22 protein-coding genes are annotated in these 19,213 nt (G+C 35.6%); 2 read left to right on the top strand and 20 right to left on the bottom strand.

Features of this window, described 5'->3' with window-relative positions:
- Positions 1-48 precede the first annotated feature (48 nt).
- From AC3G7N_RS10885 to AC3G7N_RS10865, 5 genes are all read right to left on the bottom strand, one after another.
- On the bottom strand, positions 49-1,077 hold the full coding sequence (locus AC3G7N_RS10885) for a TRAP transporter substrate-binding protein (RefSeq protein ID WP_489422177.1): 1,029 nt from the start codon (positions 1,075-1,077) through the stop codon (positions 49-51).
- A gap of 30 nt (positions 1,078-1,107) precedes the next feature.
- Positions 1,108-1,746, bottom strand: coding sequence for a bifunctional 4-hydroxy-2-oxoglutarate aldolase/2-dehydro-3-deoxy-phosphogluconate aldolase (locus tag AC3G7N_RS10880; protein ID WP_489422176.1), 639 nt, complete (start codon positions 1,744-1,746; stop codon positions 1,108-1,110).
- A 16-nt stretch (positions 1,747-1,762) separates the two neighbouring features.
- Positions 1,763-2,320, bottom strand: a complete 558-nt coding sequence (hxlB, locus tag AC3G7N_RS10875) for a 6-phospho-3-hexuloisomerase (protein ID WP_489422175.1) — start codon at positions 2,318-2,320, stop codon at positions 1,763-1,765.
- Positions 2,321-2,388: 68 nt separating this feature from the next.
- Positions 2,389-3,393, bottom strand: coding sequence for a LacI family DNA-binding transcriptional regulator (locus tag AC3G7N_RS10870; RefSeq protein ID WP_489422174.1), 1,005 nt, complete (start codon positions 3,391-3,393; stop codon positions 2,389-2,391).
- Between the two features lie 311 nt (positions 3,394-3,704).
- Positions 3,705-4,385 (bottom strand): hypothetical protein, encoded by a 681-nt coding sequence (locus AC3G7N_RS10865; protein ID WP_489422173.1) that lies wholly within the window; start codon positions 4,383-4,385, stop codon positions 3,705-3,707.
- 128 nt (positions 4,386-4,513) lie between these two features.
- Here AC3G7N_RS10865 and AC3G7N_RS10860 point away from each other — a divergent pair, with 128 nt between their 5' ends.
- The gene (locus AC3G7N_RS10860) at positions 4,514-4,636 is read left to right on the top strand and encodes a hypothetical protein (protein ID WP_489422172.1); all 123 of its coding nucleotides are present in this window, start codon (positions 4,514-4,516) and stop codon (positions 4,634-4,636) included.
- A 5-nt stretch (positions 4,637-4,641) separates the two neighbouring features.
- Here the strand turns inward: AC3G7N_RS10860 and AC3G7N_RS10855 are convergent, their stop codons facing one another.
- From AC3G7N_RS10855 to AC3G7N_RS10800, 12 genes are all read right to left on the bottom strand, one after another.
- Positions 4,642-5,145 carry a GNAT family N-acetyltransferase gene (locus AC3G7N_RS10855; protein WP_489422171.1) on the bottom strand — a complete coding sequence of 168 codons (504 nt, stop codon included), beginning with the start codon at positions 5,143-5,145 and terminating at the stop codon, positions 4,642-4,644.
- Between the two features lie 143 nt (positions 5,146-5,288).
- The gene (gene putP / locus AC3G7N_RS10850; RefSeq protein ID WP_489422170.1) at positions 5,289-6,758 is read right to left on the bottom strand and encodes a sodium/proline symporter PutP; all 1,470 of its coding nucleotides are present in this window, start codon (positions 6,756-6,758) and stop codon (positions 5,289-5,291) included.
- 414 nt (positions 6,759-7,172) lie between these two features.
- Entirely contained in the window at positions 7,173-7,418 is a 246-nt protein-coding gene (locus AC3G7N_RS10845; protein ID WP_489422169.1) for a hypothetical protein, read from the bottom strand.
- 142 nt (positions 7,419-7,560) lie between these two features.
- Positions 7,561-7,992: a DUF4064 domain-containing protein gene (locus AC3G7N_RS10840; RefSeq protein WP_489422168.1), complete on the bottom strand. Its 432-nt coding sequence runs from the start codon at positions 7,990-7,992 to the stop codon at positions 7,561-7,563.
- 278 nt (positions 7,993-8,270) lie between these two features.
- Positions 8,271-8,417, bottom strand: coding sequence for a hypothetical protein (locus tag AC3G7N_RS10835; protein ID WP_489422167.1), 147 nt, complete (start codon positions 8,415-8,417; stop codon positions 8,271-8,273).
- A gap of 287 nt (positions 8,418-8,704) precedes the next feature.
- A complete protein-coding gene (locus AC3G7N_RS10830; RefSeq protein ID WP_489422166.1) occupies positions 8,705-9,244 on the bottom strand; it encodes a DUF1697 domain-containing protein in 540 nt (179 codons plus the stop codon).
- Complete coding sequence (locus tag AC3G7N_RS10825; protein ID WP_489422165.1) at positions 9,241-9,675, bottom strand: NUDIX hydrolase; 435 nt, start codon at positions 9,673-9,675, stop codon at positions 9,241-9,243. The genes AC3G7N_RS10830 and AC3G7N_RS10825 overlap by 4 nt, the downstream gene beginning before the upstream one ends.
- A gap of 13 nt (positions 9,676-9,688) precedes the next feature.
- Positions 9,689-10,171, bottom strand: a complete 483-nt coding sequence (locus tag AC3G7N_RS10820) for a GNAT family N-acetyltransferase (protein WP_489422164.1) — start codon at positions 10,169-10,171, stop codon at positions 9,689-9,691.
- Between the two features lie 61 nt (positions 10,172-10,232).
- Positions 10,233-11,507 (bottom strand): S41 family peptidase, encoded by a 1,275-nt coding sequence (locus tag AC3G7N_RS10815; RefSeq protein ID WP_489422163.1) that lies wholly within the window; start codon positions 11,505-11,507, stop codon positions 10,233-10,235.
- Between the two features lie 131 nt (positions 11,508-11,638).
- Entirely contained in the window at positions 11,639-13,078 is a 1,440-nt protein-coding gene (locus AC3G7N_RS10810; protein WP_489422162.1) for a carbon starvation CstA family protein, read from the bottom strand.
- A 137-nt stretch (positions 13,079-13,215) separates the two neighbouring features.
- Positions 13,216-13,962, bottom strand: a complete 747-nt coding sequence (locus AC3G7N_RS10805; protein ID WP_489422161.1) for a LytR/AlgR family response regulator transcription factor — start codon at positions 13,960-13,962, stop codon at positions 13,216-13,218.
- Positions 13,952-15,721 carry a LytS/YhcK type 5TM receptor domain-containing protein gene (locus AC3G7N_RS10800; RefSeq protein ID WP_489422160.1) on the bottom strand — a complete coding sequence of 590 codons (1,770 nt, stop codon included), beginning with the start codon at positions 15,719-15,721 and terminating at the stop codon, positions 13,952-13,954. Before AC3G7N_RS10800 ends, AC3G7N_RS10805 begins: the two co-directional genes overlap by 11 nt.
- Before the next feature lie 153 nt (positions 15,722-15,874).
- Here AC3G7N_RS10800 and AC3G7N_RS10795 point away from each other — a divergent pair, with 153 nt between their 5' ends.
- Positions 15,875-17,110, top strand: coding sequence for an MFS transporter (locus AC3G7N_RS10795; RefSeq protein WP_489422159.1), 1,236 nt, complete (start codon positions 15,875-15,877; stop codon positions 17,108-17,110).
- On the opposite strand, the gene AC3G7N_RS10790 is transcribed toward AC3G7N_RS10795, so the two are convergent.
- From AC3G7N_RS10790 to AC3G7N_RS10780, 3 genes are read right to left on the bottom strand one after another with little or no spacing between them, the layout of a single operon-like run.
- Positions 17,045-17,857 (bottom strand): helix-turn-helix domain-containing protein, encoded by an 813-nt coding sequence (locus AC3G7N_RS10790; protein WP_489422158.1) that lies wholly within the window; start codon positions 17,855-17,857, stop codon positions 17,045-17,047. The genes AC3G7N_RS10795 and AC3G7N_RS10790 overlap by 66 nt on opposite strands.
- A 30-nt stretch (positions 17,858-17,887) precedes the next feature.
- Positions 17,888-18,730 carry a GNAT family N-acetyltransferase gene (locus AC3G7N_RS10785; RefSeq protein WP_489422157.1) on the bottom strand — a complete coding sequence of 281 codons (843 nt, stop codon included), beginning with the start codon at positions 18,728-18,730 and terminating at the stop codon, positions 17,888-17,890.
- On the bottom strand, positions 18,727-19,206 hold the full coding sequence (locus AC3G7N_RS10780; protein WP_489422156.1) for a GNAT family N-acetyltransferase: 480 nt from the start codon (positions 19,204-19,206) through the stop codon (positions 18,727-18,729). The genes AC3G7N_RS10785 and AC3G7N_RS10780 overlap by 4 nt, the downstream gene beginning before the upstream one ends.
- Positions 19,207-19,213: the final 7 nt, after the last annotated feature.

The following is a 19,213-nucleotide window of genomic DNA, read 5'->3' as shown; positions in this document are numbered from 1 at the left end:
CCGAAAGCTTAAAGTAAAGGGCACAGATTGTGCCCTTCGCTTCAGTTATTATTTAGCATCTCTAATTTGTTGCAATAAATCTTCTACACCCATTTCTTTTGCTGCTTTATCTTGTAATGGTTTAGCCAATTCAATGAATGGCTCTTTATCGATTTGGTTGACTTCTGCACCCTCATCAATTGCTTTTTGTTTGTATTCTTCCTCTTGCTTATAAAGTGCTTCTCTTTCGGCTTTAACTGATGCTTTTGCAGCCTTTAAAATGATTTCTTTTTGCTCATCTGTATACTTATCAAATTTGTTACCGTTAACTAATAAGAATCTTGTTGTGTAGTCATGACCGGTTTCTGTTATAAATTTACCATTGTCTGTTGTATGGTGGTTTTGTTGCACAAAATATGGATAAGCGTTTTCTGCTGAATCTACTACATCCTGTTGTAATGCTTGGTATAATTCTCCCCAAGCTATATCTGTTGGAATAGCACCTGTCTGTTTCCAGTAATCAGCTACAACACCCGATGTTTGTGTACGAATTGTCATTCCTTCTAAATCAGACATTTTAGTGATTGGTTTTTTCCCATAATAATGTCTAACTCCTGCTGTCCAGTATCCTAATAGCTTAAAATCATTGTTTGACTTTTCATTAATAATTTTAGCCATTTTATCGCCAACTTCTCCGTCTACTACTGATTCCCAATGTTCATAGCTATCGAATAAATATGGAAGGGCAAATAAATCCACTTCTTTAATACCTGTCTGTGTCATGAATCCTGGTGAAACAAGTACTACATCAGCTGCACCTAATTTAAGCTTTTCAACTAGTTCAGATTCTTCTGTTCCAATTGTTCCTGCATGTACTTCCACTTCGATATCGCCATTTGATTCTTCCTCAGCTACTTCTTTGAATTTTAATAACCCATCTTGGTACGGATTTTCTGGCGAAGTTTGATTATGAGCTGCTATAATTTTTATCTTGTCGCCACCTTCATTTGAACCTGTTTCTTTTTCATTACCACATCCAGCAATTACAGTGAAAGAAACTAGTAATATTAAAAATGCAATTAAATTAAACTTTTTCATTTAAAAAATCTCCCCTCAATTTTATTTATATTAATGCTTTAATTTATCGATAAATTGTGATGCCATTTCAGTTAATCGTTGATAATCTTCTGGTGATTTGAGCTTATCAGCATTTACAAGATTACTACCGATCCCTACTGCAACACCCCCTTGGATAAAGTAATCATTCATATTTTGAAGCGTAATACCACCTGTTACCATTAAAGGAATATGTGGTAGTGGTCCATGAATACTTTTTATATACTTTGGCCCAAAAACATCTGCTGGAAAAACCTTAACCATACCTGCCCCATGTTCATAAGCAGTTAGAATTTCAGTTGGTGTCAGGGCACCTGATATAGTTAATATCCCGTACCGATTCGATAATTTTATCGTGTCTACATTTAATGTTGGTGATACAATAAATTCTGCCCCCGCCATAATTACTGATCTAGCAGTCTCCGCGTCCAATACGGTTCCTGCACCCACTAATACTTTATTAGTAAAATCCTTAACTACCATTTCAATTAAAGTAGTAACTCGTGGTGTCTCAGCAGTTATTTCAATCGTTTTAACTCCACCTTTATACAAAGCATCTACTATTTGGATAATGTTCTGTTCATCGGCATTACGTATTACCGCCACAATAGGATTATCTTTGATACTATCGATAACAGTCATAGATTTCATTGATTTCCCCCCTCTTTTATTCCAAATTTGCATGTAGTTTATTTAGTTGTGTATTACTCTGTTCAGTCTCTTTATTTTGCAAAAGGTTTACCATCAAAGCATCCAATAATAAATGTGCTGATTGATCGAACTGACTACCAAGTGGTTGTATTGTTTTAGGTTCATGTGATTCACGCTTCTTTGTTGCTGCGGGAATGTATAGACAACAATCACTAAGCCGGCCAATTTTAGAATCCTTGTTAGTCGTAACAAGGGCTAATCTAGCACCTACATCTTTAGCCTTTTGTGAGAATTGTGCTAACGACCCAGTACTACCTGAACCGGATATAACTACTAATAAATCATCTTTTTCAATACTAGGGGTGATAGTTTCTCCTACCACAAAAACCTTATATCCGCTTTGCATTAAGCGCATCGCAAATACTTTTCCAATCAAACCAGATCGGCCAGTTCCTGATATAAATATTCGTTTAGCATTTTCGATTTTTTTCTCTAACTCTACCAGTTCATTCTCGTCAATTTGTTTTAAGACGCTGGTAATTTCATCTACAACGCTATTAATGATTTTTTTCAAATTTCCGCCTCCTTGGTCTATGCCAATTCACATAGTGTTTGTAATTTGTTAGTCAAACCTTTAATCCATTAACAAGATGAACGTCTTATTAACTTGGGTTCAAAGCGATAGATTTCCTCCAAATCCTCCGTATCGGTCTTTTTAATTTTATTTAATAGTAATTCTCCAGCCTTTTTCCCCATTTCAAATGTCGGTTGAGCTATTGTCGTTAATGAAGGGTTATAAAAGCTCGCAAATGAAACATTATCAATTCCAATTAGCGCTATATCCTCTGGAATCTTTATAGCATGTTCTTTAACGTATTTTAAAATTTCAATTAATACCAAATCATTCATAGCTAGAATAGCATCAGGTGGGTTTGGTAATTCCAGCATCTCTTTCAATCCCTCTTGTATTTGTTGAATATTTAAGCTGCTTATATATTCAGGAACAATAGGAAGGTTATGCTTTTGTAGTGCATGCTTGTAGCCGGTAATTCTTTCCGATCTCGGAGTTATTTTCTCAACTGTTGACGGAGTTATTATTCCAATCCGGTTGTATCCTTTTGATAAAAATTCTTCCACTGCTAATGATGCTGCATTTTCATTGTGTAATAGTATCGAACTTACTGGTACTTCGGGAATTCGTCGGTCCATAAATACTATTGGGTAATTCTCTTGGATCATTCGTTTATAAAGTTCCAGATTGTCTCCAGTTGGAAATACTATAATGCCGTCCACTTGTTTTGCACGAAGCATTTCAATATATTTTTTTTCTTTAATTGGTTCGTCATCTGCGTTACAAACGATAATATGAAAATCAAACTCATTACACACATCTTCAATAGCTCGAATTACTTGTGTTGAAAATTCATGCAAAATGTTAGCTACAATTACACCAATGGTAGTAGTAGATTTTTGTTTTAAGCTTCTTGCTACTATATTTGGTCGGTATCCCAATTCTTCAATAGCCAGCTCTATCTTCTTTTTTGTTTTTACGGCCATATAATCATAGCGTTTGTTCAGATACTGTGAAACTGTGCTTTTTGATACTTCAGCATATTTAGCCACATCTGCCATCGTAACCGTTTTCATTTAAAGGATCTCCTATGTCCATATTTAACGTTTTCATTCCACTAAACCGGTTTAGTAAACCGATTTAGTAAAGTATAGAATAAATGAAAGCGTTTTACAATAGGTTTAACCAAATTAATTTTTTTATTTTAGATTTGTCTTTTTATTCCAGTTCCTTAATTTAAACGTAGTCCTCCCTCAAAGATTGCATAAAAAATAGGAAAGGATACCACCTCTCCTATAACTTTATTTTTTTATTTTTTGATCTTCATTCTGTTTTTGATTCACTAAAAACTTTGTGGGTGTTTCATCTGAACTTCTGATTAAATTAGCTATATAGGAAGATGTGTGATGGTAACCATTTTCGATCTTTTCAGCAAGGTAGTTCGTTCAAATAGAATGGAACGAAAATATTCAATTTGCCTTGTCACCTTTTCTGTCAAAGCCTCCTGGTTTTCAATCCTGCTCAATACTTCATCTTGCATATCCTCTTGCTTCGAAATCTGATCAGACAATTGTTTTTGAAAATCATACTGTTCATCAACTTTTGATTTAAATGCTTCATTTTCCAGACAATACGTTTCCAGTTGGTCCACAATCTCTTGATTCGATTGGCTCAAATTGTTAACTTGATCCATCATTTCCTGTTCTGAGAATCGTTCATCTTCCATTATTACCTGTAACTTCTTATTTTCATTTTCTAATTTCTTCAGCCGATCTACAACAAAACGTTGGTCTTTCTCCTGTTGAACATTCATTACTTTTAATTCATTTAACCTATTGCCGACTTCTTTCCATTTACTTGTTTGTGCATATTCTTGTTGTTCATGTAAGGACTTAAGTCCATGAATGGAATGATTTAATGACTCATTCACCTTAAGTTGTCCTTTTACAAGCTCTTCGAAATGATCTCTTTTAAAATAGCTTTGGTTGGGTTCATCAATATTCTCTTCATTTTTATAAAGATCACCATGCCTAACGTTGTTAATAAATAATCCCATCTGTATTTTCAACCCCTTTGTCACCTATACACTTTTATCCTATGCATTTGTATGATAAGGGGGACAAATGACACGGTTTTTTTGAAGTATGATAAAATAAGTTAATCATATTCATGGTGGTGAAATATATCAGAGTACTATTGGAATTACTTCGTATTATATTGATTTTTGCTTTACTTGATGGTTTAGCTTGGATACTTATTGGTGATTTGTACACATTGAATGTGATAACAGAAAAATATCAATGGCTAGCAGCGAGTTAGTTTTACTATAAAAACATAACCATATATTCTTCATCGTAATACCAATCATTAATTTTCAATGCTTTTTCTTCCACACCAAATGATTTAAAGCCTAAATTTGTATATAATCCTTTTGCTTTATCATTTGTTTTAACTACTGTTAGGTTTAATTTTTCAATTTTATTTATTGATATTGCAGTCTTGATAACTTCCTTAAGTAAAGCTTTTCCTGCACCGATTTCGCGCTTATCAGGAGTTACATACATAGCAAAGATATTTGCTCGATGCTGAAGCTTTTGATGTTTTTCCTCCACCAGTGTGACCATCCCTATAAGGATTTCATTTTCATAGGCTCCAAATGTATAATTACCTTCCGCATCCATATTAGTTGCAACTTGCTCAATCGGATTTTCTCTTTTAATTGCTTCTTCATAGCTAGTTGCGAATGCTTCCGGGTTTTGTCTTAATGCCTCTAATCTTAATTTCCAATAGCTTTCTGCGTCGGATGACTTCAATAATCTAACTTTCATACTAATTTACCCCCTGAAGTTTTTATGTACGGACTTATGTACGGACTAATGATATAAGGTATTCGACATAATCAACTAAATTCCTGCATTTTAAAACGCCACTATCTGCAAGTGCAGACAATGGCGCTTCTTACTAATATATGTTACTCCTTCATTTTTTGTTCCATCTGTTCAAATTGTTCCTGAACTTGTTTATCTGGATCTTTTGTCATTAAGCTTACAACAATGACAGCAATAAGACTAAGGAAGAATCCAGGGATTAATTCATATAAATCCGAGTTTGATAAACCAGGAATAACTAGCCATACAACAATTGTCAAACCACCGACAACCATTCCAGCAAGTGCTCCCCACTTCGTCATACGCTTCCAATATAAACTTAATAAAATTACTGGACCAAATGCTGCACCGAAACCTGCCCATGCATTACCTACAAGACCTAATATTGTATCACTTGGTGTGTATGCAAGCATTAGAGCAATAATTGCTACTACCAATACGGCCAATCTGCCGACCATAACAAGTTCTTTATCAGATGCATCTCTTCTAAAGAACGTTCGATAGAAATCCTCTGTAACAGCACTTGAAGTAACTAGAAGCTGTGAAGAAACAGTACTCATAATTGCTGCAAGAATTGCTGCAAGAATGAAACCTGTTATATAAGGATTGAATAATACTTCTGCAAAGGCAATTAATACAGTCTCAGGATCCTGTATTTGTCCAGTTCCATTAAAGTAGGCAACTCCTACAAGACCAACTAGCATTGCACCAACGATAGAAATAGCCATCCAGCCAATTCCGATTCGACGTGCGGCTTTCAAATCTTTGACTGACTTGATTGCCATAAACCGAACAATTATGTGGGGCTGTCCGAAATACCCCAAACCCCATGCTAAGAAAGATATTGTCGTAACAAAGGATGCACCTTTGAAAAAGTCTAATAATGTAGGGTCAATTTGTCGTAATTCATCCAGTAATGTCTGGGTTCCACCAACTTCTGTTATAGCTACAATAGGAACCAATATTAATGCTAAGAACATGATAATACCCTGCACAAAGTCTGTCATGCTTACTGCTAAGAAACCACCAAAAAGTGTGTAAGCGACGACAACACCAACTGTTAAGAACAGTCCGATTCTATAATCGAGTCCAAATGCACTTTCAAATAATGTACCACCTGCAACCATACCTGCACATGCGTATAAAATAAAAAAAACCAGTATAACTATACCAGAAACTAGTCGTAACGTATTAGATGAGTCAAAAAAACGATTTTCTAAATAATCCGGAATAGTAATGGAATCTTTGGCAATTTCTGTGTAGGTTCGTAGTCTAGGTGCTAATATTAGATAGTTTACATAGGCACCCACAGTAAGACCTAATGCAAGCCATCCACTGGCAATACCTGTCATATACATTGCACCAGGTAAACCCATAACCATCCAACCACTCATGTCGGATGCCCCTGCTGATAATGCAGTTACAGCCGGGCCTAAATCACGTCCACCTAACATATAATCTGATAAGTTCTTTGTCCTTCTATAGGACCAATAACCAATTAATAACATGCCGACCATATAAATGCCCAGCGAAATAAATACTCCTACTTCCACATGATCTCTCCTTTTAGTCTATTGTTTGCTTTTACTGTAAAAGTTATGTCCCTTTTTGATCTTGCGTTGACCAACTGCAAGAAACATAATAAAAAGCAATAAATAACGCCAACGGTTATATAAGTTACCATTCAACCAAGGCACATTCAAGCAAAGACAACATAAGAGAAATAATGAAAAATTGAGCTCACATATTAATGTGACAGGGATGACATCGTTTGCAAAAAATGTAAAAGAAATAAAATTGCGACTTATCAATCAGGGTATTTCGTCCATTATTGTGGAAAATTAGAGGTTTTCTGATTCGTGAGTTATTTTTTCCAAATAACCGTTATAATTTCCCATGTATATTTTTAAAAAAATCAACGAAAGGTAGAACACACATTTTAGTATTGTTTTCTTCTAAATAGTAGGTCAAAACTTTACCACTCCTACAACTATCACTACAAAAACAATGGCAAAATAACTATATCTTTTCTTCACTAAAAAATAGCCTGCTATAGCTACTACTATTAACAACCATATAATGTTAGCTACCATTTCTGACAAAAGCTCTGGAAAGAAATACTGAATAGATGAAAAAACAAACATTACAAGGATAGTAGTCACTAGAAACGGTTCAATTTTATTTCTTTTACAAATTCCGCTGTATTCCTTCATATATTCTCTCTCCTTTATATTTTCTAGTTTTTATGTGATAGGCAAGCAATAATAATTAGACATATTAAAATACGACCAAAATAAAAGTATCCTTCATAAAAGAGCATGAATATGCCTTATGAAGGATACTTCCCCAAGATTGTTATTCATAAATAATTGTTTTCGGTTTACGAAGGAGACACATGATACCAGCAATCAGGTAGAAAATTCCACCTAATACTCCAGCTCCTGAACTAATAATTGCAACAACTACTGAAGTAACAATAAATAGTATACCCGCAGCTTTTGGCTTTTTATTACCCTTAATAAATACCATAGAAATTATACCTAAAACAATGGCAATAATCGATACAATAGTAAGTATTAAACCACTATTCCCCATCGAATTTAAGAAATTGTTCAAGTCAGCCATGGACATGGATACGTTAGGGTCTTGCTTTGTCGCTTCTTTAAAAAACTCCTGAACCTGATCTCTGTTATTATCTACCCAAACCATAACTCCACCAATTGCAGCAATAAACGCATAAAATAAGGCACCAATTATACCTAGAACAACTTCTCCAGTTCGTTTCATATATGTACCTCCTTCCAGTTCAAAAAATAATATCTATTAATCTACGTGTTATAAGTCGATAATGTTTCATTTTAATCATAAATTCCCCCATTAATCAAGTATTTATCAAGAGGTTTATCATATGTATGGATTCAAAAAAAATGTAGATGATCATAAAGCTTTTCAAAACACTTTATCAGAACAAGGTTAATATAGGTTGGACAGAACCCGTACCCCTAACAACTAACCCTGGGAGCCGTCCAACCATTACAAGTCAATTAGTATGGCATGCTTTAAATTTATATCCTTTTACTAAAAAACATAGCCAATAGGCCTGTTCCCATCCCAATTATTGTACCTACTGCCGCATTTCCAAATAATATACCAAGCCCTATACCAAGTAACATGCAGCCTACAAACACGATTACTCCTCTGTCGAATCTCATGCTCTCCACCCCCATCCATTATGATAAACACCGCTGCAAACCAATTAATTTTTTATGATAGCTTGTTATATTTTATTCTTGGATAGGCTAATAATTACTTTTAATATATATTTTTTTGTACATTTCCCACTATTGAGTCAAAAAAACAGCACAAATCTCTAATTGAGTTTGCGCCTCGAATTCGATTTGTATTGTCTCCTAACTTTCCAATAATCGTTTTTATTGATCGTGTACTGATATGTTTTAGTTGTTCCATCGAATTTTTGAATCATTGGTTTGAATACACTTTACTCTCTTGCCCCTATCATTGCAGATAACTTCATAACAGTCCTCCAGTTACGCAAAGTTGCGGGCACATCCAACTTTTGAAGATGAGTCGGCATCCTGGATTTATGTAAGTTCTGGCGAAAATACAGGTAGACCTCTTGCCCATTGATTTGATACTCATCTATTGCATCATCAAAATTGACTAATTGGTCTTTTCTTTCCTGTGAAGGTGATTCAGTTAAAAAGGAGACATGAATGCTTTCACCTTCCGATAAATTTTCAAATGAATACGGACATCTTTTGATAATCTGTTCCAGTTCAGTCGCTGTTCTTAAAATAACAGGAACTGAAAATCGAAATGTTGACTGGATTTCTTGTTCAAGTTGTTGAGTTAAATATGCAGCATTCTCTTCAGAATCAAAAACGACATTACCACTTTGAATATAAGTTTGGACATTCTTCAAACCCATCGATTCTAGTAATTCTTTCAATATTGCCATCTTAACTTTGTTGCGCTTACCCAAATTAATAGCGCGCAATAGCGCAATATAGGTGGTCATTTTTTCACCTCTTCATCAGAAAAAATTCGGTACAAATAATCCCCATGTCCTGTGGCTAACATAACTTGTTCTTGATGGGAAATCCAGAAGAAGGAGAATACTAATCCTTCTTCACTTCCACCACCAGTAGGCTCATAACTCCATTTGTTACGATTCTCGTCAACAATAATCTTGTAAAAATACCGTTCGTAAAGTTTCCCGTTATTTTTCCAACTATCACGTTGTATTAATCCATCAACTTGAATATTATTCAAACCAGTTTCTTCCTTCATCTCTCGAATAACAGCGTCATAAGGACTTTCCCCTGCCTCGACTGTCCCTTTAGTTATTTGAATTCCCGATTCTTTTATCGAATGCTGGAATACTAACACCTGGGGTTTTCCATTTACTATTCTAGTAACATATCCGTATGCCTTTTTTATAGGTTCCATACCGGCTCACCCCTTAACCTCTTTTCAACCATTTAGACATGATAATATCCTTAGCTTCATAATCTAGTTTTTCGTATAGGTTAATTGCTCGTCTATTATGGGCGAATACATGCAATGATATTTTTTCAATTCCATTGGCGAGTGCATGATCATCCAACCCCTGCAAAGCTGCTTTGCCATAGCCTTGCCCTTGTAATTCATCGAAAATAAGAAAATCAAAAATAAAGGCTTCTTTTTGTCGATGACTTGGGTCAAACTGATACCAAAGCCAACCAGCCTTTTTCTTATCTTCTATTTTCGTAATGGCATACAGAAATTGGTTTTCGCTATCCAAACCTTCTGGTAATAGTTTCTCAAATTCCTTTTCAGCCTTTTCTGGTGCCTCTTCTTTTGTCCAAGTTCCCGCTTCTACTTTTTCATCTGCATAACCCAGAATACTTTTTGATGTGTAATGAGCAAAGTCATCCTGTGTCATTGGAATTAGTGTAACTGTCATTTTGGTGCCTCCTAGAGTGTGTTCATTTTTTGGGTGATATATTATTTTATCCTAATCTAGCTCAAGTAACTTTATTTTTTCGTAACATTTTTAGACCTTCTTCTAAATCTAGATCCCTAGCAATATGTTCAGGTGTCCAAGGTACATAAACATCTGGTTTTATTCCTACACCAGACATTCCTTTCCCCGCGTCTATTCTAGTAAGTCTTGACGTTGGGTACCATAATTCGAATTGGTCGTTCCAATTGTTAACTGCTAAATTGGAATAATCGTTCAATCCTGCAGTAGGTCTTCCAATAACCGTTACCTTAGAAGATTTTTTGCATACTTCAACAAATGAATCCCCTGAACTCCCACAAGTTACATCGGTTAATACAATAACTTTAGAAGGAGAACTTTTTCCATTTATTATTTCATTGCCTAGCTCAGGAACATTGAACTCTACAAACCCAGCTTTTTTGTTTCTTTCCAAGTCCCGAATGAGAATAGTTAAAAGTCTAATAGTCTCTGCATCTTGTATACTGTCTGACATCGAATTATACTGATTTTTTCGCAGCTGATAATTACGTTCAGTGTGATTGATCACCATCGTATCTTCATTAAGGCTAGATAAATCTATTGTTTCTTCCTCGAACAAATAAGATAGTAATTCAAAATAGGGCAAGTCACTCCCCCCACGGTTAACTCTTACATCGATAATTAGGTTCACACATTTATTTAGTAATTCTTCTTTCTCTTTAATTAAATTGTTTATTGCGTCAGGATTATTGAAGTCAGTAAGTGTCATGAGTAAAGTATCCTCATCAAACTTTTCCATCGAATACTGCGGTGTATAAGGCTCTTGCTCATACATCTGTAATTTAATTTTGTAAGTTTCACCATTCCTATCTAAAACTTCACAAAACGAATAATTATTGATAATAGATTCCCACTTTTCTCGTTCAGGGGCACTTTCTGCTAGAATTCTTTTATGTTTTTCCAACAATTCCGGAATTTTGATATTTTCCAGAGAAATAAGAGCGTCACCCGTTCTCATTTGTGTTTCTTTTCCAACTGATGTGATATATAGTCGGTCCTTATATCTTCTCACCTTAAACCCTCTATCATTGGTCTCCTTTTTATTTATTAACTTGAATAGCATATGATTATCCTTAAAGTCTATTAAATAATCTTGAACAATCTCTGTGAAATTTTCTGCGGTGATCGCATTTAATTCTTCTAATTCATTTATTTTATGCTTATACGTATCTGGGTTATCCCATCCTTTTTTGTCTTGATGTCCTGCATAATCATTGTGCATGATGTCCACGACTTCCCTGAAAGTTTCACTATACATTTTTGCATTCCCCTCTCAAGTTACTATATAGTAACAGTTTCGCCTCGCACCTTAATTATTCCTGCAAAACAGCATTTTTTATGTACAAAAAAAGAGCCTACCCAAAAGGATAAGCTCTTTCATTGAATCTTTTATGCTACTTTGTCCATTCCATCATCCAGTTCGATGGATTTTTGCATTTGTTTATTTGCTGAACGGTAAAATAGTCCAATAATGACTACTGTTATAACTGCAGCAATTACGTAGGAAATATTAATTGGTAATCCAAATCCGATTTCTGCGTATAAAATATATGTTACTGACGCCATTGTGATAAATACCGCTGGAACAAAAGCAATCCAGTAATTTTTCTTTGCTAAGATCAAATACATAGCCCCTACCCATAATGCAATCATTGCTGTTGACTGATTTGCCCATGAAAAATATCTCCACAATAGGGTGAAATCAATTTTTGTTAAAGCAAATGATAGTACAAAAAATGGAACAATTATCCAAATACGATTCAACACTTTCTTTTGTCCAATTTTAAAATAATCTGCAACAATCATTCGTAGACCTCGGAAAGATGTATCACCAGATGTAATTGGTAAAACGATAACACCAAGGATAGCAAGTGTACCACCTATTGCACCTAACATTCTTATAGACACTTCACTTACAACTGCTGCTGGGCCACCAGCAGCCAAAATTTCATTCAATTGATTACCGCTAAACAGGCTCATTGCTGCCGCTGCCCAAATCATTGCAATTATCGCCTCGGCAATCATCATACCATAGAAAATTTTGCGACCTTGACTTTCATTCTCCGTTGTACGAGAAATGATCGGTGATTGTGTTGCATGAAATCCAGACAATGCTCCACATGAAATGGTTAAAAATAACAGTGGAAAAATTGGCAGATTGTCTGGATGCATGTTCGTAAAATTCATTTCTGGAATTGGTGCCCCTGTAACAATTAGACCAATCCCGACACCAGCTGCACTAATCAATAGTAATGCGCCAAATAATGGATAAACTTTACCGATTATTTTATCAACTGGTAAAATCGTTGCCACGATGTAATAAACAAAGATCGCAGCGACAATAACACTTAAACCCAACCAATTTGATGATAAGTTATGAAGTAGTGTTGCCGGAGCAGTTACAAAAACTGTTCCAACTAACAATAATAATAAAACTGAAAAAGCATTTACGACATGCTTCATACTCTTTCCTAGAAACTTACCCGCTAATTCAGGTAAGTGAGCACCTCGGTTTCTAATCGAAATCATACCTGTCAAATAATCATGAACCGCTCCAGCAAAAATTGCGCCTAAAACAATCCACAAAAACGCTACAGGGCCATATAAAGCTCCTAATATAGGACCAAATATAGGACCAACCCCTGCAATGTTCAATAATTGAATAAGTGAATTCTTTTTGGTATTCATCGGCACGTAGTCGACATCATCCGCCATACTAAAAGCTGGTGTCTTGCGAGTCGCGTTGGATCCAAACACCTTTTCTACATATTTACCATATGTGAAATAACCTACTATAAGTAATACGATTGATACTAGAAATGTTATCATTTATAATTCCCCCATATATGTGAATGCGCTTTCATACTATGATCTAATTATAAACAGAGTTGTGAAGTAATTGTGAAAAAAGTGATTAAGTTGTCTAATTTTCTACCTAACGTGTCGAAAATAGTACATGAAAGTAATTATAGCTCAAGCTGTTCCCGAAGCGCTTTTACATAATTACGGCTAACTGGAATCTTTTCTTCGATATTGTTCAGTTTTAACTCGTAAGCCCCATTAAACCAAGGAATTAATTGTTCGATTTCCTTTAAATTCACAAGAAAACTCTTATGAGTTCGGTAAAAAGAATAGCCCTTAAGCTTAGTCTCTAGTTCCTTTAACTTTATTCTGGAGTGATAGATGTGGTGTCGTGTATAAATCACTGTTTCCCTGGATTGATGTGTACAATAAACAATTTCCTTAGGAGAAAGGTATACAATTTTTCCTTCTTCCTCTACAGCAAGCTTTCCAATCGGCCTCTCCTTGCTTTCTTGTACCAGATCCGTGTAGCCAGCCAATAACAACTTTTCTAGTCTTTGAACAGTTTCTCCTACTTCATCTTCTGAAAATGGTTTTAATAAATAGTCAACAGCGCCATACCGAAAGGCTTTAACTGCGTAATTGGAATAAGCTGTAGCAAAAACGACTTTAGGCGGTTTTTTCATGTTCTCTAAAGCAGCGACCATTTCCATTCCAGACATATCGGACATTTCAATATCGACAAATATAATATCAGGATTTTGAGTCATTGCTTTTTCTAGACCTTTCTCGCCAGAATCTGCTTCTGCAATAATTATTATGGAAGAATGGTTAGTTAATAAATGTTTCAATTCCGCGCGTGCGTATAATTCATCATCCACAATAATAGCCCTAAGCTTTCTATTGGACATCGTTTCGTTCTCCCTTCACTTCTTGAGGTAAGTAGAACACAACAGTCGTTCCCTTCCCTTCTATTGAACGAATATCTAGCACCGAATCTTTTCCGAACATCATTTCCAAACGACGGTTCACATTATAAAGACCAATCCCTGTACCTGTTTCAGATGCGATTGGCTTATGAAGTAGTTCGCTTAAACGTTGCTTGTTAATACCTTTTCCATTATCTTTTATCGTCACCAATACACCCGCGTCTTGTCGCTGAACCAAAATTGCAATATTGCTTTTCGGTGTTAAACCTTTCATTCCATGCTTTAGGGCATTTTCGACTAGTGGTTGCAAGGTCATAGTGGGAATTTTACAGTTCATTAACTTTTCATCTTCCACTTCAAATGAAACCTGAAGCTTTTCCACAAATCTTTCCTTTTCAATCGATAGGTATGCATTAACATGTTCAAACTCCCGCGCGAGTGTTGTCGTCTTGTTAGTTGAGCTTTCCAGATTTTTTCTGAAATAACGTGATAAAGCAATCAATAACTTTCTCGCTTTGTCCGGATCTATTCTAACTAACGAAACAATCGTATTGAGTGCATTGAACAAAAAATGAGGGCTAACTTGGGCCTGTAATGCTTTAATTTCCGCTTCCTTCATTAATTGGTAGTATCGCTCCCCATCCGCAATTTCTAGTTGTTGGCTCAATAGAGATGAGAGCCCTTTTATGAACTCAATTGTGACGGAAGATATGTCTTTTTCATCTTGAAAATAAAACTTTAATGTTCCAACCGTTTCAGATTTCCTTTTTAATGGCGCAATAACTGCTTTATCAAGAGGACAGCCTTGGAAGTTACAATTGATGGCTTCTTTATCTGCAATTAATAATTCTCCTTCGCGTAACACTTGCTGCGTACCTTTTGTTTGGATTTCTTGGTTTGATTTATGATGTCCTGCTGCAACACCTACATGTGCAAGGATTATCTCTCGATCCGTTATCGCAACAGCTGACGCCTGCACCTCTTTTAACAGGATTTCACAAGTTGCTTTAGCTGTTTTTGTAGATAATCCTTGTCTTAAATGAGCAATCGTCATTTCAGCAAGTCGTAATGATTTTTGTGCTTGCGTTGCACCCATTTTTTCTTCTTCTTGAAAAACACTACGGATAACTAATACGAATATAGCCGTACCTATTCCATTGGCAACAATCATCGGTAATCCAATTTCCGCTACGAGTTGGATAGCTTGGTCAAAGGGTCTTGAAATAAGTAATATTAGACCCATTTGTAGTGCCTCTGCTAAACCTCCAACAAGCAATGCAACAAGTGGTGGAACATGCCTCTTGCTCTTTTGAAGGCGTTTATGAATGAGACCAGCCAGTAATCCTGCAATAACACCTGAAATACTGCAAGAAATAGCTGTAAATCCACCTAAGGTGAAACGATGAACACCAGCAATAATACCCGCACCAAGTCCAATTTTCCAGCCACCGATTAGACCTGCGACAACAATTCCAATCACCCTTGAATTAGCAATCGCTTCATCTTCCTCAAGATCCATCGCCCAACTCGATAATCCCAATGAATCTGTATCTACTACTAATCCTGTGTATGTACCAAGAATGCCAAATAAACCGAACATAATCATAACTGGAAGCCGTTGTTTATCCGTCACATCCTGTTGATGGATAACGGTTCGGAAATAACGTACCCTTGTCATCAAAAAAGCCACTGTAACAATAATTCCAATTCTCTCCAGCATTAATAACAGCAAATCCCACACTTGTCTCACCCCCAGATATAATCCTTTACTTATTATAGATGATAGATACTTGATAGAAAAGAACGCAAGATGCAATTCTTGTGGCACATTTTAGCAATAATTAAACAGACTCTGAATTCTTAGACTTGTATAGTTATGAATGAGGTGACTTTAATGTATAAAACAATCTTGCAAAATAAAAATATACGGTATTATTTAATTGGTGGTGGAGTTTCCCGGTTAGGGGATGTATTATCCGGAATGGCGTTTTTGTTTCTGGCATACGATTTAACTGGATCTGCTGCACACACAACAGGGATGGCCATAGCGGAAACAGTGCCATATTTATTATTTGGTTTAATTGGTGGGGTAATAGCCGACTGGTTACCAAGAAAAAAGTTACTGATAATTCTTGATTGCCTACGTATTCCATTAGTATCTTCCGTAGTAGTTTTCTATTACTTTGATATGATGAGCTATCCGTATTTGCTCATTACTAGTTTTTTGATACAGAGTATTGGATGTTTCTTCAATCCTGCTCATCGGGCTGTCCTACCATTGATCACAAAAACGAATGATCGTACCATGACAAATAGTTTGAATGATACTGTGAGTCGAGGTGTGACTGTTCTTAGCCCCATTATTTCAGTCTTGCTTTTGTCATATGGGGTCATTTATTTCTTTGTGATCGATGCGTTAACGTATGTTATTAGTGTTGTCTGTCTCTCCCGGGTGTCCTTTACCGAGCAGAAACAAGAAATGAAGAAATCACTTAAGCATGTCTTGCTAGCTATCGGAGAATTTTTTGTATGGTTGAAGGGTCAAGGCACGCTCAAGTATTTATTCCTGCTAACTTTCATTGTCGTTTTTTTCAATACGTGGGTTTGGGAAGTGGGTCTTTTACTAGCATTAACTGATATGACTAGTAAAAACGAAGAAATCTATAGTATCTTGCAAGGGGTATTCGGTATAACGGTAATTGTGATCAACCTTTGTGTTCCATTTTTTATTAAAAAAATGAATGTAAAAGTCTATCTGGTTGGCGCTGGAATCTGGGGTACAGGCATACTTTATTATGGGATTCTTTATGATATTGAACACTTTTTTGTTGGTGCACTATTAGTTGGCATTGGTTTGCCGATTTCAAGTCTTGTTAGAGTATACCTGATTCAATCATTTGTGCCTGAAAATAAATTGGGACGGGCATTCAGTTCAAATGCTGTGTTATTATACCTGGCTAATACACTTTCTTTAGCGACTTTTGGTTTGTTAGCAGCTTCGTTTCCGATTCGAACATTAATGATTGGTAGTGGTTCACTTATTATTTTGGTCAGCTTAATCGGTTTAGTTATGTTTATGATAAATGCTTCGAAAAACGGTCGGCGTTTTTCCATAAACCCTTTTGAATAAATTGTTATACGAACTAACGTTTTTAAAGCCAACCCGTAAGGCAATCGCAAGAATTGTTGTTGTTGTTTGGGTTAGAAGGTAATGACTCTTCATTAATCGATACATTTGTAACCAAGAATATGGGGACAATCCAGTTGTCTGTTTGAATAAATGCGCAAACTGATACTTATTTAAACCTGATTCTGCTACCATTTCATCAAGTGTCCAGTCTGCGTCATAGCTTTCTTTTAATGCATCTATCACCCTTCCAATCTCAATTGTTGCCTGAAAAGTTGGCAATTCACGTAAATGGGTGCCAAGGCCATATTGCAGCATCAATATCGCTAATTGTGCAAGCGAGTTTTCGATAAAAAGCTGTTTCATTTCTATCGAAGCATCCTCATTGTAGAACATAAATTCACGCATAAAGGTAACCCACTTTGTAATTTGTGGATGTTTAAAGGAATGTAGTGCATATTCAGGGTCTATTATAGGTAACTTTAATTCAGTAGCAATGCTTCTGAGTAGAGATTGATTGAGTTCTACTAGAAACTTTTCTTGAGTGATCTGTAACTGTTTATGCTCCACGTATGGATTGACGATTAAATATTCACCTGAAGCAATTGTTAAATCATTCCGTTTCGTTTGAAATGTGCCTTTCCCAACTGGGGAAAATATCAACTTATAGCAGTCATCGCTTCTCCAGTTTCTTTCTCCTAAATGATCATTTCGCATGAGGAGTATGCCGTTTTGATGGTCCAGTATCATAAGTGAAAGCTCCTTGTGCGATTATATTCATCACAAAATTTTACGGTAAACATGTGTGTTTTGAAGTGCTTTAAATCCAAGAGAATAGTATAATTTTTCAGCACCAGTATTTCCTTCCATATAACAAATTCGAATTTCATTGTAGCCCTGATCCAACATTTTATTCATAGCAAACTGCAAGGATTTTTTACCGTATCCTTTTCCTTCATAGGCAGGTGAAACCATAAGATTATCTATCTCTCCATCACCAATTGTTACAGATGCAACAATTTGATTGTTATCTAAGATAAGAAAAATGTTTTCCCTAATAGTTAGTAGTTGTTCCCGCTCCTCATTACTAAATGAAAGGTTATATGGTTTTATATCATTCGTTTTCTGTATCTCGTAATAGCACTCGTTTTTAATTGTTCTATATTGTTCATAATACTTATCTTCATACTGATGGAATTCCAAAGCAACATCAGGGAAATTGTTTCCTGTATAGATTAATTCGGGAGACCCCCACCATTTGTTGAAACCCATTTTCTCACAAAAATCAGCGGGATCATCTATATCTACTCTGATATAGGAAATGATCGCTTTTGAATTTTTTAAATTTAGAGATTCAATTAATTCGTGGCATAGGGTCGTACCAATTCCTCGTTTACGAGATTTAGGCTTCACATATAACTTAATTTCTATTTCGTTTTCTTGATTATCGTTCACGAATGAAATCGCATAAGCAAACCCATTTATTTCTGCTTCTTCGTGGATTAAAAATGAATTTGCTTGGTCGCGAATTATTTCAACCTCGTTCATTTCATAGCCTGTATCTATATTCACAATCATATTGCTAATGCTTTCGCTATCGTCGTACTTAAATGGTCGTATCACTTTGGGCACTCCTTATTCATCGTGATAAATTCCGTAACACCTGCATCGAACTGTTTTTGTTTCACGAATCCAAATTTTTCATACAATCGTATGGCCCTTTTATTAAATGTTGCTACAGTTAAACGCATCGGTTTATCAGGATGCGTTTTATGTATGTCATTAAGAATAAAAGAAAAAAACGCACTACCAAATCCCTTACCAGTAAGATTTGGCTTCATTCCTATTCCGATATCAATATTCTTCTCTTCATAGGCATTACTTTTATTACCTGCTGGAACCTGTGCGGATTTACCAGTGCAATAATAACCAATTAACTCATCATCCTGATCCACAATTACAAAGTGGGGATTTTTCTGCATCTCATCAATTTCGTTAGAATTTAACTCATTGTTATATAAATCATATGGTTTTTCATAGAGCCAATTTAGAATCTCTACAGCGTAGTCTCTATTCATATTTCTTTTTTCTAAATGCATAACTTCG

This window comes from Virgibacillus carmonensis (assembly GCF_057836705.1).
Note: the sequence above shows the minus strand (reverse complement) of the source record. Positions and strands in the feature narration are given on the sequence as shown.

Excerpts from the sequence above, each read along its gene's own strand:
- AC3G7N_RS10885 (WP_489422177.1), bottom strand. The coding sequence starts at position 1,077 with ATGAAAAAGTTTAATTTAATTGCATTTTTAATATTACTAGTTTCTTTC.
- AC3G7N_RS10880 (WP_489422176.1), bottom strand. The coding sequence starts at position 1,746 with ATGAAATCTATGACTGTTATCGATAGTATCAAAGATAATCCTATTGTG.
- AC3G7N_RS10870 (WP_489422174.1), bottom strand. The coding sequence starts at position 3,393 with ATGAAAACGGTTACGATGGCAGATGTGGCTAAATATGCTGAAGTATCA.
- AC3G7N_RS10855 (WP_489422171.1), bottom strand. The coding sequence starts at position 5,145 with ATGAAAGTTAGATTATTGAAGTCATCCGACGCAGAAAGCTATTGGAAA.
- AC3G7N_RS10845 (WP_489422169.1), bottom strand. The coding sequence starts at position 7,418 with ATGAAGGAATACAGCGGAATTTGTAAAAGAAATAAAATTGAACCGTTT.
- AC3G7N_RS10840 (WP_489422168.1), bottom strand. The coding sequence starts at position 7,992 with ATGAAACGAACTGGAGAAGTTGTTCTAGGTATAATTGGTGCCTTATTT.
- AC3G7N_RS10835 (WP_489422167.1), bottom strand. The coding sequence starts at position 8,417 with ATGAGATTCGACAGAGGAGTAATCGTGTTTGTAGGCTGCATGTTACTT.
- AC3G7N_RS10830 (WP_489422166.1), bottom strand. The coding sequence starts at position 9,244 with ATGACCACCTATATTGCGCTATTGCGCGCTATTAATTTGGGTAAGCGC.
- AC3G7N_RS10825 (WP_489422165.1), bottom strand. The coding sequence starts at position 9,675 with ATGGAACCTATAAAAAAGGCATACGGATATGTTACTAGAATAGTAAAT.
- AC3G7N_RS10820 (WP_489422164.1), bottom strand. The coding sequence starts at position 10,171 with ATGACAGTTACACTAATTCCAATGACACAGGATGACTTTGCTCATTAC.
- AC3G7N_RS10815 (WP_489422163.1), bottom strand. The coding sequence starts at position 11,507 with ATGTATAGTGAAACTTTCAGGGAAGTCGTGGACATCATGCACAATGAT.
- AC3G7N_RS10810 (WP_489422162.1), bottom strand. The coding sequence starts at position 13,078 with ATGATAACATTTCTAGTATCAATCGTATTACTTATAGTAGGTTATTTC.
- AC3G7N_RS10805 (WP_489422161.1), bottom strand. The coding sequence starts at position 13,962 with ATGTCCAATAGAAAGCTTAGGGCTATTATTGTGGATGATGAATTATAC.
- AC3G7N_RS10795 (WP_489422159.1), top strand. The coding sequence starts at position 15,875 with ATGTATAAAACAATCTTGCAAAATAAAAATATACGGTATTATTTAATT.
- AC3G7N_RS10790 (WP_489422158.1), bottom strand. The coding sequence starts at position 17,857 with ATGATACTGGACCATCAAAACGGCATACTCCTCATGCGAAATGATCAT.
- AC3G7N_RS10780 (WP_489422156.1), bottom strand. The coding sequence starts at position 19,206 with ATGCATTTAGAAAAAAGAAATATGAATAGAGACTACGCTGTAGAGATT.